At 62.2% G+C, this 13,377-nt stretch carries 9 protein-coding genes and 2 pseudogenes; 5 read left to right on the forward strand and 6 right to left on the reverse strand.

Annotated elements, in window-relative coordinates; translation table 11 throughout:
• Positions 1-290: 290 nt before the first annotated feature.
• A complete protein-coding gene (locus ACFWAY_RS32270) occupies positions 291-1,010 on the forward strand; it encodes an aspartate/glutamate racemase family protein (protein ID WP_378513408.1) in 720 nt (239 codons plus the stop codon).
• A gap of 85 nt (positions 1,011-1,095) precedes the next feature.
• On the opposite strand, the gene ACFWAY_RS32275 is transcribed toward ACFWAY_RS32270, so the two are convergent.
• A complete protein-coding gene (locus ACFWAY_RS32275; RefSeq protein WP_378513409.1) occupies positions 1,096-2,460 on the reverse strand; it encodes a potassium channel family protein in 1,365 nt (454 codons plus the stop codon).
• Between the two features lie 504 nt (positions 2,461-2,964).
• Here ACFWAY_RS32275 and ACFWAY_RS32280 point away from each other — a divergent pair.
• Positions 2,965-4,320 (forward strand): dipeptidase, encoded by a 1,356-nt coding sequence (locus ACFWAY_RS32280; protein ID WP_378513410.1) that lies wholly within the window; start codon positions 2,965-2,967, stop codon positions 4,318-4,320.
• An 85-nt stretch (positions 4,321-4,405) separates the two neighbouring features.
• On the opposite strand, the gene ACFWAY_RS32285 is transcribed toward ACFWAY_RS32280, so the two are convergent.
• Positions 4,406-5,479, reverse strand: coding sequence for a DUF917 domain-containing protein (locus ACFWAY_RS32285; RefSeq protein ID WP_378457878.1), 1,074 nt, complete (start codon positions 5,477-5,479; stop codon positions 4,406-4,408).
• On the reverse strand, positions 5,476-7,026 hold the full coding sequence (locus tag ACFWAY_RS32290) for a hydantoinase/oxoprolinase N-terminal domain-containing protein (RefSeq protein WP_378513411.1): 1,551 nt from the start codon (positions 7,024-7,026) through the stop codon (positions 5,476-5,478). The genes ACFWAY_RS32285 and ACFWAY_RS32290 overlap by 4 nt, the downstream gene beginning before the upstream one ends.
• Before the next feature lie 115 nt (positions 7,027-7,141).
• On the opposite strand from ACFWAY_RS32290, the gene ACFWAY_RS32295 reads away from it, so the two are divergent.
• From ACFWAY_RS32295 to ACFWAY_RS32305, 3 genes are all read left to right on the forward strand, one after another.
• Positions 7,142-8,359 carry a DUF917 domain-containing protein gene (locus ACFWAY_RS32295; protein WP_378513412.1) on the forward strand — a complete coding sequence of 406 codons (1,218 nt, stop codon included), beginning with the start codon at positions 7,142-7,144 and terminating at the stop codon, positions 8,357-8,359.
• Complete coding sequence (locus tag ACFWAY_RS32300; RefSeq protein WP_378513413.1) at positions 8,352-9,746, forward strand: hydantoinase/oxoprolinase N-terminal domain-containing protein; 1,395 nt, start codon at positions 8,352-8,354, stop codon at positions 9,744-9,746. The genes ACFWAY_RS32295 and ACFWAY_RS32300 overlap by 8 nt, the downstream gene beginning before the upstream one ends.
• 164 nt (positions 9,747-9,910) lie before the next feature.
• Positions 9,911-11,362, forward strand: a complete 1,452-nt coding sequence (locus tag ACFWAY_RS32305) for a PucR family transcriptional regulator (RefSeq protein WP_378513414.1) — start codon at positions 9,911-9,913, stop codon at positions 11,360-11,362.
• Between the two features lie 157 nt (positions 11,363-11,519).
• On the opposite strand, the pseudogene ACFWAY_RS32310 reads toward ACFWAY_RS32305, so the two are convergent.
• From ACFWAY_RS32310 to ACFWAY_RS32320, 3 genes and pseudogenes are all read right to left on the reverse strand, one after another.
• A pseudogene (locus ACFWAY_RS32310) lies at positions 11,520-11,923 on the reverse strand (5-methyltetrahydropteroyltriglutamate--homocysteine S-methyltransferase); the annotation flags it as partial.
• Positions 11,924-12,186: 263 nt separating this feature from the next.
• Positions 12,187-12,933, reverse strand: a pseudogene (locus ACFWAY_RS32315) (IS256 family transposase); the annotation flags it as partial.
• A gap of 13 nt (positions 12,934-12,946) precedes the next feature.
• Positions 12,947-13,377 (reverse strand): IS30 family transposase (locus ACFWAY_RS32320; protein ID WP_378513415.1); only part of this gene is annotated, 431 nt, incomplete at its 5' end.

Below are 13,377 nucleotides of genomic sequence, written 5' to 3' on the forward strand. Positions count from 1 at the left end.
TTTACCGACGCTGTTGATTGTCGACCAGATATACGGTCAGAGCGTCGTTATCCCTGGTAGCGACTCACGCAGGCCACGAACGGGAAATTGGTTCGCGGCGTGACGGATTAGCGACGGCCGTGGAACGGCGGTTCACGCGGATGCATCCCCGGGGGCCACCGTTCCCCCGGCCATTTCTGCTTGCGCAGGGATGTGCGAGTGGCCGGGACCTTGCGGGCGCATTCAACGCTTCGTCGCCATCACAGCTCGTCTCGTACTAACCCACATGACCCACGATTGAAGGAGTCGAAATGCACATTCGGGTAATCATCCCGGTCATCGGAGATAATTTGGTTGAGAGCGTGCGCGGAGAAGTCGAACACTGGGCCGCGATCGGTACAATGGTCGACGTTGTGTCGCTGTCGAACGGAACCGCCAGTATTGAATCAGAGTACGACGAAGCATTAGCTGGCCCGGGAATTCTAGAGCGCATTCATGAGGCTTCCGGCGATGGTGTCGACGGGGTGTTTGTAACCTGCTTCGGCGACCCTGGCGTCCATGCCGCTCGCGAGATTATCGACGCGCCGGTCGTCGGCGGATTCGAACCGGCGATGCTCATGGCGCTCAGCATGGGCGAGAAGGTTGGAATCATCACCGTCCTCCCTAATGTTCTACCAATGCTGCGCTCACTTGGGCGACGTTACTCGCTGGAAAATCGCATTGGCACAATGCGTACCATTGATCTCCCCGTACTGGGTCTCCACGACCGCGAGCTGCTGATCGATCGTCTCGAGGCGCAGGCACTGGACGCCGTAGTCACAGGAGAAGCCGACGTCATCGTGCTTGGATGCACCGGGATGCTGGGTGTTGCCCAGGCTCTACGCGACCGACTTGCCGAATGTGGCTTGTCGGTCCCGGTCGTAGATCCGACGGGCGCCGCCATTGCGTGGTTGGAAGGCTCAGTCCGTTTGGGACTGACTCCCAGCCGAACCACGTACATGGTCCCACCCACCAAAGCGCGTTCGGTGTGATTCCTTGCTTCACTCCTCCGAGTGCGCAGCACGATTCGTGGCTCATCCTCGTCGCCAAGTAGTTGGTTGTTCGCCCCGATTCCATTCAGGCGAGTGCCCGCACTCCTTCGGTAGCGGAGAAGACGTGACGGCAGCTCACGCGAGGCGATACCGGAAGCTCGGTGAAACCAGTCTCGGGGGAATCGGCGGCAGTAACCTCCAAGAATAGGTTGCTGCCGTCGGACACTACGCCGCGGGGCTGTAGGCCGATTAGCCGGGCCACGACGTATGTGGCGCTCAGGCTCGTGACGTCGCGGATGCTGCCCAGTCGCAGAAGTGACCGCGTCTCCGCGATGGCCTCCTGCTCCCCTGCCCGCAGGACCAGGCGCAACCCGGGCGAGACGGCCTGTGCCGCGACTGACACAGCGATGTTGTCCAGGTCGTCCGACCCGACGGCGGCGAGTGCGAGGGCCCGGTGGACACCGAGGCGTTCCAACAATTCTCGGTCGCCACCGTGCCCAACCACGGTTGGGATATTCATCGTTCGGACCAAGCGAAGATTCTTGGCCGCGGGATTGCGCTCGACTCCGACGACAGGGATACCCAAGGCTTGCAACTCTCGGCAGAGCCGCAAACCCACCTGGCCCAACCCGACCACGATGACATGCCCGGTCCGCGGCAGGACCCGCCGGCCGATAAGGGCGACGCGGCGCGGTCCAAGTAGCCTGTCGACGATCCCCGCAGTGAACATCGCCGTAAACACCACGGTGAAGAGCATCGCAAGGGACGCGAACACTGCGTAGGCCGGGCTGTCGTGGGCATCGACACCGGGGCCGACCGTTGTTACCACGCGCACGGCTTCATTGAAGGCGTCGAGCGGCCGCACATGTCGGCCGAGAACGAGCCACGCCCAGTCCGTCATCAGCACAGCTAGCAGTCCCGCGAGGCCGCCAAGCAGCATGCGGGTGCCGAAGTCGTGGGAACGCAGCAGCCCGGTCGCGCCGGTTAGCGCTCGATGCCACCATGCGTTGCGCGGCATATCCACTAGCGCGCTCTCGGGATGGCCGTCGACCATCCGGACCGCGAGCATGTGGGCGCCGTCGTGGCGCGCCGACACGAGCCCGGGCTCCAAGCACGGGCCTGCCAGTGTCGGGGCGGCGAGGTCGGCCGGCGACGTCACGTCACATTGCGGGAGCAACTCGGATAGTTGATCCGCGACGGTACGGTCGAAGATCGACACCACCAATGGAATAGTCGCGGAAATATGTGCAGCAGCCAGTGCGTACCGCAGAGCCACGACGTCGTCACGCACGAGCACTGCCATGCCACTTGGCTGGTCGGCCATCGCTTGCCGCAGTTCGTCGTCGTCGGGTGCAATGAGATGGCGGACCCGAAAGTCCCTTTCACGCAATGACGCACACACGCGTCGGGCCACGGTCGTTTCGCCGATGACAAGGTACGAGTCGGTCACAGGTAGTCCTTTTGCCGGGTGGAGTCCGCCATGACGAAGGTTTATGCGCTGGCGAGATCAGGAAGCGTACCGGAGATCATCAATCGATGCCCGGTCCGAATTGCATTACTGCGCCACTACTGCTCGGTAGGGCGGAGTTAGTGTAACTTGTTATGTCAGTGGCTGATACGAGTGGCTAGCCGACGCCGGTCCGGAACTGCCACCAGTCGACACGCACACTGAAACGGATCGTGTTCGGGCTCCGGTGTCCCGGTCGCGGCCACAATGCATGTGCAGGCAGTCTGCACAACGACGTTGCAACCCTTCACTGGTTCAGCCGAGCCATTATGTTTGATACCTCACCGCGGGAGGGCCATCGGCATTCTGCCCACAGCGGCGTAGATCTCGTTGCATGCTTCCCGCGCGCTGCGGGCGGTGATCATCCGGTGCCACCTCGATGAAGTAGGTGTGAGCAATCCGTGCGTCAATCACAGATCGATGCACCCGAGAAATGGAGTACGTACGATGTCAATGACTGATCTGTCCGAGGTCGACCACCGCGTGTCGGAGCTGATGCCCCGCGCACGGGCGGACCTTGCCGCACTGGTGCGATTCAAGTCTGTCTCCGATACGGCCATGGGATCGGTACAAGAATGCCGATCGGCAGCCGAGTGGGTTCGGAAGGCGTTCGAGGACAGCGGAATTTGCAATACCCGACTCGTTGAGACCGAGGACGGCTCCTATGCCGTCCTCGGTCATCAGCCGGCACCGGAGGGTGCCCCGACGGTGTTGTTGTATACGCACTACGACGTACAACCGCCCGGAAATCGTTTGGATTGGACGTCCGACCCATACGAACTTGTCGATCGGGACGGCCGGTGGTACGGCCGCGGATCCGCGGATTGTAAGGGCAATATCGTCGCTGCGTTGACGGCACTGCGAACCTTCGAGGACGGCGGCTTCCCGGTAGGGGTAAAAGTCGTGTGTGAAGGTTCGGAAGAGACGGCGGCGGGGGGCCTCGAAGCGCTCGTGCGTTCGGAGCCCGAATTGTTTGCAGCAGAGGCAATCCTCATCATGGATGTGGGGAATCAGCGCGTCGGTACACCGACACTGACCACTAGTCTGCGCGGCATCGTCAACCTGGTGGCTCGAGTCGACACAATGGTGCGCCCAGTGCATTCCGGAATGTACGGAGGAGCTGCACCTGATGCACTCGCAGCACTGATCTCGATGCTGGCGTCGCTGCGTGATGATGCCGGCGATACCACTATCCATGGTCTTGACTACTCCGCTCAGTGGCATGGCGCCGATTACAGAGAAGACGCCTTTCGCCGCGACGCAGGAATCCTCGAGGGCGTGCAAGTTCTCGGATCTGGTTCTGTGGCGGACGCATTGTGGGCGCGACCGTCGGTGTCGGTGGTGGGCATCGACTGCCCACCAGTAGCGGGTGCTGTAGGTGCGGTCAGTCATACCGCATCGGCCCGGCTGAGTTTGCGGATTCCTCCAGGTCTTGGAAGTGACGAAGCACTGCGGGCCCTCACCGAGCACCTGCAACTTGCGGTTCCGTGGTCAGCGCACTTGACGATCGAACCAGCGTCCGTGGGGGAGGCCTTCACCTCCTCGACCGGTGGCCCGGCTTATCAGGCCCTCATCGCCGCCATGAGCGAGTCCTACGGCAGCCGGGCCGCCGAGACCGGACAGGGTGGAGGTATCCCCTTGTGTGCCGCCCTTCGTGCCGCTGCACCCGATGCGGAGATAGCGCTGCTGGGCGTCGAAGAGCCGTTGTGTGCGATTCACTCGCCTAATGAGAGCGTCGCGCCGGGGGAAATCGAGAGACTAGCGGCGACAGTGGCCCGCTTTCTGCGATTCTTCGGCCGGTGACGGCTCCCCATGGGTGACAGCCGGGTGGGCGTCGGTCGCTGGACCGACGCCCACCCGGCTGTAGATCGCGGAGGGCGATGCGCGATCAGGCGGTGGTCTCAACCGGACGGAAGTCTGTGTCGTATCCGAATGCCCGCGGTCCGGTCAGTGCCAGACCGGCATCGGTGCGCCAACGGTGATCACAGGGAATCCCGAGAACACTGAGGCGGTAACCGAATTTCACCTCTTCAGCGGTGATCGGCTGCCCGGAATCGGTGGTCATCAGCATGATGAGATCAGGCACGGTAGCGACGATCTCGCCGTCGCGCTGGGCAACGATGTTCTCGTTCTGGAATCGGACGGTCATCTCGTGTCCGTCCCAGTCGCCGATGCCCTGCAGATCGACCGAGCCCAGAGTCCATCCGTCGGTATTGCTTCGATTGACCGCTGTGACTTTACCTTCGAAGAGGGTTCGGCCGCCGCGGTACGCCACGACCGCGTCGGCGGGCGAGCGGTGTTCCGCCCGGGCGGTGCGCACGAGGCGGCCAAGCTCCTCGGCAAGGGTGATTACACCAGGAATGAGCCACGCCTTCGCCTGTGCGCCGGTCATCGGGTAGAGCGCAATCATGTTGCAACATCCTGATGCGACAGTGGCCGCGCGCATTAGGGTCTCGGACCACTGATTCGTTCTAGTAGTCAACACCATTGCGTTGCCGTGTTCATCTGCCATCGACAGCGGTGTTGCGGCGCCACCGTGCAGGGTTGGGGTGACGTGTTCGAGAGAAGGAAACGCGCGCCCCATGCCGTCGGCATCGACGATGGGCAGACCTGCAGAGAGTGCGCTGAAGGGAACAAGGGCGTTGACCCCACCAGCCTCGATCGGCGCAATATGGGTGAAGGGACGACCAAGATACGTTTCGAGAGCGCGCAACGCGCTTACAGCTTCGGTCACACGAGGAAGCTTCTCGATGAGAACGCCGGGTGCTCCCATTACCGCGACGAAACAAAGTTGGGCGTCGTCGTCCAGACTGTCCAATTCCACGAGGGGGGCGTTGCCGTGGGTGCGGATCTGTTCACGCGCAAGCAGGGTTCCCACGTATGGGTCGCCGCCGCCGCCTGCTCCGAGAATGGTAGCGCCGAGGGCAATGTCGTCGAGTGCAGCTTCGTCGATGTACCTCACAGCAAGGCTCCTTCCAAAATCATGTCACCAACTGCGCGCACACGCACACGCGTGGCGATTCCTTCAGGCAGGTGTGACAGGGGGATGTCTTCTTCGTCGACGATGCGTACTGTTTTCGGGTCGGCGCCGGCGGCGACCGCTCGCTCACGGGCATCTGATCGAGCCCGCTCGAGGACATCGTCACGAGTGGTGCTGGCCAGGGAGTCGATACGGTCGACTTCGCCTCCGGCCATCGCAAGTGCGGCTCCTACCGCGTTTGCTGATCCTGGCTGGTCTGGAACGTGCACGTCGTCATCAACGAGCGGTGCAATGAGTGGGGCGCCGCCGCCGACGACGGCGATGACGACGCGGCCCGATGAGAGCTTGGTTTGTTCGATCGAGGCGTTGACCCGCTCGCGCACGTCTGTGAGTGCGCGGTCCACAAGATCACGCGGTACGTTCCGAACGGCGTCGACGTTGCCGATCTGCACAAATCCGGCAGCGACGACCAGGTCGGTGAGTGTCAGGGTGTTTCCGCCGAAAACGAGAGCCTCACTGGTCAGCCGATAGCCGACGGACGCAGGCCCTACCTTTCCCGTCGTCGTATCGACGACGCTGCCGCCTCCGATGCCTAGCGAGACCACGTCCGGCATCCTGAAGTTGCTTCGTACACCGCCGAGGTCGACCGAGACGGTTGATTCTCGGGGAAACCCGCCTTGTAGAAGGCCGATATCGGTCGTGGTTCCACCGACGTCCACCACTACAGCCGCGTCGAGCTCGCCGAGTTCGCACAGGGCGGAAGCGCCTCTCATCGAGTTCGTTGGCCCCGAGCCGATCGCAAAAATGGGGTGTTCTTGAACCTGTCTCAGTGTCATCAGTGTTCCGTCATTGCTGGTGACATATACCGGCGCCGTCACTGACAACCCGGCCAGGACGTCGGTGAATGCTGCAATCACTGACTCCGCAAGTGGACGCAGGCTCTCGTTCAGAACCGTTGCATTCTCGCGTCCGAGGATACCTACTCGACCGATCTGGTGAGAGAGCGAGACTGACAACTCCGGGAGCATTTCCTCGAGGATTGCGGCGACACGCTCCTCGTCCTCATCGTTCAGGGGTGAGAACGTGCCAGTAACAGCGACGTGGTTGATTTCCTTCTCTGCGAGCCCACGCGCGATGCCGCGGACAGCATCCTCATCGAGGGTGTCGAGCCGCCGCCCATCGAACTGTGTGCCACCGCGGACGATGTAGATCCCTCCGTTGCACGCCGCGCCCAGAATCTCGGGCCAGTCGGTAAGCGGCATAATCGTCTGCGGAGGTGTGGCAATTCGGATGCACGCCGTTCGCGCGAGATTCCTGGCCTGTGTCACGGCGTTGATGAAGTGGGTTGTACCAATCACCACAGCATCGATGACGGCCTCCGGATTCGACGCCAGCACCTTCTCGATGCCCTCGCGAATACCTGACGTGACATCTGAACTCGTCGGCGACTTGTCTTTTGCGACGATGTCGGAGCCGTTCAGCAGGACAACGTCGGTGTTGGTGCCTCCGACGTCGATTCCGAGTCTCATAGGGTGTGCTCCTCTGTGTCGATTGCGGACTACTCCTCCGCTCCCTGCGGATGCTGAGGGTTCCGAACTTGGGCCATGTGCCCTCAAACTGTGTTCTACCCAACACAACGCAACAATGGGCGAATCGCTGTATTCTTGGCTTACTGTTGGGCGATCTAGCCATCCCGTCGATTTTTTCCTCATGGTGGACTGCTCAAGGGGCGGAACCGGCGTATTGGGCGCCATGGATCTGCTCAGCGGAGGCAGGGTGCTTGTGTGCAGGATTCGTAGCGAGGATGTCGAAGATCTGGCCTCCGGCGCCACCGTTCTGGGCGCGGGGGGTGGGGGTGACACGTGGGTGACCGGGGCAATGCTGTTCGAGGCCATCGGGCGGTTCGGCCCGATCGAGCTTATCGGCCCCACACAGATCGGACGCGACGAGTTGGTGCTGACAATTGGAATGGTTGGCGCCCCAGCGGCGATTCTCGAGCAGTTCCCCGGACCGGCAGAAGTAGAGCGGGCTATCCGTGCTCTCGAGCGCATCCTCGGGCAACCCTGCAGTGCGATCATGCCTCTCGAAATGGGCGGGACGAATGCCCTATTTCCGTTGGCCGCTTCTGCTTGGTTGGGCATTCCGTGCGTCGACGCGGATGCCATGCGCCGCGCCTTCCCTCACGTTGACATGACGTTGCTGGCCCTGGAGGGCATCGACGCGGGTCCCGCGGCCTTCACGGGATGCCCCGGGACCGATGTGGTGGTGCGAGCGCCGACCAATCAGGGGATCGAGGTTATGGCCCGAGCCTGCATCCGAGAGATGGGATTAGTGGCTGTGATGGCGGCCTACCCGATGACGGGCACTCAATGCCGTAAGGCATCCGCGCATGGATCAGTTACCTATTGCCTCGAGCTGGGAAGAAAACTGGCCGCCGCTGCGCCGGACCATCCTCACGCTCTGGATGATTTCCTGACCTTCGTACACGGAAGGTCACTGTTCGAAGGCGTCGTTGTTCACGTCAACAGACCGGTCGCCGGTGTGCCGGGCAGCCGCGGCACAGTAGTTCTCGAACACCTCGCAAACCCCGACCGATTACTGCGAGTGGAGTTTCAAACAGAAAATATCGTCGCACTCGAAGAGGGACGGGCCGTTGTAACCACGCCGGATCTGATCGTTGCCCTCCACCTCGAAACCAACCAGCCGATCTCTACCGAGGCCATCTCACCTGGTCACCGCGCGCGCATTATCGGGATTCCGGCACACCCGAGATGGACCACCACGGACGGGATTAGTCTCGCAGGGCCGAGAAGCTACGGATACGATTTGGACTACACCAGTTTCGAGCAGACCTGTGAGTAGCCACCGCCTCGGCATCGACATCGCCGAATCCACTTTGAGCGCAGCGCTTCTGAACGAATCATTGCGCGTCGAGATGTCTACTGTGGTGCCCCGAACCACTTCGACCACCGCGGGGTTGGAGGACCTCCTCGACCAGGTCCTCGCCGATGTCGACCCCTCCCAACTTGCGTATGTCGCCTTTGTCACCACGGCCGGCCGGGAGGCACTCGAACGCCAGGATCTGGCCGGTGTCGGTGCGCTGCGGATCTCCGCCCCGGCCAGCGTGTCTGTCTCACCCATGTCTACGTGGCCCCCCGAGCTTGCTGGCATCGTCGCCCGAGAAGTAAGCATTGTGCGCGGTGGCCACGATTACAATGGTCTCCCTCTCGCCGACCTCGACACCGAGGCAGTCCGCGTCTTCGCGGAAAAATGCCGCGACTCCGCCGAGACCATCGCCATCACCGGGCTGAGCTCTACGGTGAACCCGGAACATGAACTCCGCGCAGCCGGCATCGTGCAGGCAGTGCTCGGACGTGGAACGCCGATGACGTTGGCCCACGAAACAGGTGGAATCGGTCTGCTCGAACGCGAGAACGCCACCATTCTCAATGCCGCTCTCATTCGATCGTTCGCTCGCGCGCTGCGTGCCCGCAACGACATGCTCAGCCGACGAGACTCGACCAGCCAAATCTATGTCGCCCAGAACGACGGAACGCTACTGAGCGAAGGAGAAGCGGCGCGCCGGCCGATCCTCACTATCGAAAGTACAATCTCCCACGCAATGCGTGGAGCCGCTCACCTGTGCGGAGAACTGAATGCTGTTGTCGCGTACGCACAACCGGAAGCCATTACATTCGGAACTCTCATCGATGGTTATCCGCAAGAGTCGTCGCTTCCAACCGACATCGCTTCCATTCGGACCCGCAACCGCATGCCCGATTTGATTACCGTCGCACTACCCGAACCCCTAGATCCAGCTCGGCCGATCCTGTCGGCACGTGACCGCCAGCGATGTGCGGTCGCCGTGCGACGAATGGCCGGAACTCATCATGACCTGCCGCTGATCGCAGCCGGACGAATCGCTGAGGCACTGAAGCAGCTCCCCGATGATCCCGCACATCAGCTGATCGTCGTCGATCACGCTGGCGCCGTCGCCGCCGTGGGCGCAGCCGTCGCGGATGTGTCCGGAAGCGTCGACCGTACCTTCGACTATGAGCGCCGCTCGCGTGAAGAGTCCCTAGCATCGACCGTCGAAGCTGCCCGGATGGCGGCAGTACGCGCCGGCGCCGACATCCGCCATATCCGTGTCGATGACATTCGAGAGACACCGCTGGGCTACTCACCGGGCCGGGGTGCCCGCGTCCGAGTTCGCGCGGTCGGACCCGTCCTCAATCCACTGAGTACGTGAACGCCCACCTATAACAAATATAAGAGATTGGAACATCGCCGATGTCTCCCACCGTCGCACAATTACTCGCGAGTGGCGTGCTCAACGAGACAGAAGTCGTGGGTGGCCGGCACGGCCTCGGTCGGCGAGTCAGATCGGTAAGCGCCTGCACAACGCTGTCCCGCTTGTCTTCCCTTGCCCCAGACACTGTGGCGGTTTTCGGGCCAGAGGACTCGAACATCGAGGATCTCGACGCTGAAACTGCGATCCGAATCGCCACCGGTGTGGGTCTTGTTGGCCTCATTTTCATCAGCGAGGCACCCAGGCATGCGCTAGTGACAACCCGACGGCTGGCTGACAAGCTCGGCATCCCGGTTGTCGTTGGCAAATCGCTGTCAGTAGGCGACGTGGTGGAGCGGCTCGACTACATGGCACGCTTTCCTGAACTCGGAATTGCTCGGGCTCTGCAGGAGTTCATTCGTCGACTCCCACTCGTAGGGCATTCCCCGGAACGGCTCCTAGGCGCACTCTCTGACCAGCTCTCCTGCACGGTCTCCGTTGTCGATGCTTATGGCAGCCACGTTCGTGGCAGCACAGAAACTGGCGTAACGTCACCTCAGATCTTGGATCATCTGCAAAGCCCCCGGCCCTCGGGCCGCTCTATGGAAGGTCCAGGCGGAGCGACATTTGTCGTAGAACCTGTGGCCATATCCCGTGACGGACCAGCCAATCTTTGGCTTATTGCCACCCTTACAGCGAGCACGGAGGAGCGGATCGATCTTGCCCGGCACCTTCTGGCGGTCTCCGCATGGCCACTCGCAACGGAGCTGCTTCAACGTTCCCTGACAGCCGAGCGTGAAGGTCGCCAACGTTCGATGCTTCTGACTGAGGTCGTCGAGCACTCCTCTGCCCCGACTCGGCAAACTGTGGAACGAGCCACCGCGCTAGGTTGGCGTCTGTCCGGATGGCATACCGCGATCTCGATCGCCAGTCGAGACAGTGGCGCCGACGCGCGGGGCAACCTCGCCGCCAGGGTCATCGAGGACGGACTCAAACTTCACGGACTCGTCGCCGATCTCGTTGAACGGCCCGAAGGATGGGTCTTCTGGACAACAACTGAAGTAGAGCCGATGGCCGAAGACAGTGGAAAAATCGTACGCCGCGTGCGAGATGCACTCGAGTGGGTTGCCAGCGAGGTTCCGTCCGCTTCACTGGCCGCTGGAGTTGGCTTGCCGTTCGAAGGTGCAGACGGAATCCGCGCATCAATCCAAGAGGCCGAGTCCGCGTGCCTTCTGGCCCGGACCCGATCAGACACTGTTGCAGTCGAGCACAGCGACGCTACCAGCGTCCGACGCCTACTCATCGGCTACTACTCCAACCGACCGTTACGCGATGTCGCTACCCATTTAATGGCCCCCCTACATAAAGCCGACACAAGCGGCGAACTGGCACGCACACTGACGGCTTTCCTCGACAACAACTCTTCTGCGACAGCAGCAGCGAAAGTTCTCGACGTCCATCGAAACACCGTCCTCAACCGCCTCGATAAGATCACGGCCCTACTCGAGCTCGACTTCTCCGATCCTGAGGATCGGTTAGCCGCCCAACTCGCAGTCCACCTCGCCGAACTCGATTGAAGGGGAGGGTCACGCACCCATTGTCACCGGTCGGGATGACGACCTGCCCGCCCGAGCCGGCGAAGGTCACCGACCGCACCACCGGAAGACTGCGCCCTCATCACTGCCCAGCGAAACCCGCCGTTCGGTTCGCGGCGAAGGAATCACAAATGACACCGACGCACCGGGACCCGTAGGACTGTACACAGTTCTCGGTGGCGAAGAACCCGTCCAACTGTTCGGCGAAGTACTGCACACCGTGTCGTTGCGTTCCGGCTCGCCGTGCACCAGCACATCGAGCCCGAGTTCCTCCTGCAACGCAACAACATCCGCGACCTCCGACCCCATCCGCTTCAGGTACTCGGCGTCATCGATCTTCCCCTTCCACAGTGCCGCCCGGCCGACCCGGATCACCGTGGTCTGCGGGTAGGAGCCGATCGTCATGGTCGGCAACAGCGGCAACTCCAGCCCGGACTGAGCGCGGCGGCGCTGATCCGCCGGGGAACGGCCGGGATCCGAGGCGAGAATCGACTCCAGCCGGGCCCGGATGGTGCCATCGCGCAGCCGCGGGTCGGTGGCGCTAGTCGACGCATCGAGCGCGCGGCCCACGACCACCTCAAGCGCGGCGCCCGCAACGACGACCGCCGCCCTGCCGGTGACCACGACGTCGGCCATCGTTCCGCCGGTCGCCCCGGTCGCGCCCACGACAACCGTCGCCGTTGCTCCCCCGCCCGCCCCCGCCGCGATCCCGGCAAACCCCCCGGCGCCGATCCACACCGCCCCGCAATCATCTGTCAGCTACGCGGGGAGTGTCCGATTAACGGTGGATCCGACCTCGGCGTCGGTTAGTTACCGTTCGGGGTGATGCGGCCTTCGAACGTGATTGCGAACGCGTTGAGCGCTGGCTTCCACCTCATCACCCATCGTGCCTTACCCTTCCCGGTGGGGTCCAGAGCCCGTGTGGCGAGATACAGACATTTCAGGGCTGCTTGCTCGGTCGGGAAGTGTCCACGGGCCCTTATCGCGCGCCTGTAACGGGCGTTGACCGACTCGATTGCGTTTGTCGAGCAGATGACTCGCCTGATCTCGACGTCATAGTCCAGGAACGGCACGAACTCTGTCCACGCGTTCCCCCACATCCGTACGATCGCCGGATAACGCACGCCCCACTTCGCAGCGAATTCACCGAATCGTTCCTTCGCCGCCGACTCGGACGGTGCCGTGTAGACGGGTCTGAGATCACGCGCCATCTCATCCCAGTACTGCCGAGCCGCGAACCGAAAGGTGTTGCGTATCAGATGAATAATGCAGGTCTGCACCACTGCGAGTTCCCACACCGTGTTGATGGCATCGGGCAATCCTTTCAACCCGTCGCACACCACGATGCAGACGTCGGCGACACCGCGGTTCTTGATCTCCGTGAGCACTGAGAGCCAGAACTTGGCACCCTCACCACCGTCGCCGGCCCACACACCCAGAATGTCGCGTTCACCGTCGACGGTGACCCCGATCGCGACGTACATCGGCCGGTTCGTGACCTGCCCATCCCGCACTTTCACGTGAATCGCATCGATGAAGATCACGGGGTACACCCGGCGGATTCCACTAGTCGTGGCGAATCATCGGGTAATCGTGCAGGGGCCACCATCGTCGCACAGCCTGGTTCGGAGTGAGGTCATTCAGGCATAGCCTCGGACGGTCGTTGAGTTCGGTGGCGACCTCGTCGAGCTGGTCTTGGGTCCAGCCGCTTAGGTCAGTTCCCTTCGGGAAATACTGCCGCAGAAGTCCATTCGTGTTTTCGTTTGATCCCCGCTGCCACGGTGAGTGGGGATCGGCGAAGTAGATCTTCAGGCCGGTGGCGTCCGCGATACGCTCGTGGTGAAACATCTCGTTGCCCTGGTCCCAGGTAAGCGACCGACGCAGCGAGACGGGCATCTGCGTGAAGCGCTCGATGAGAGCATCCCCGACGACTTGCGCGGAGTGGCCACCACGGATCGCGACCAGGATGGTCAATCGCGTCTTGCGCTCGACGAGTG

This window comes from Rhodococcus sp. NPDC059968 (assembly GCF_042738615.1).
Lineage (GTDB): Bacteria > Actinomycetota > Actinomycetes > Mycobacteriales > Mycobacteriaceae > Rhodococcus_F.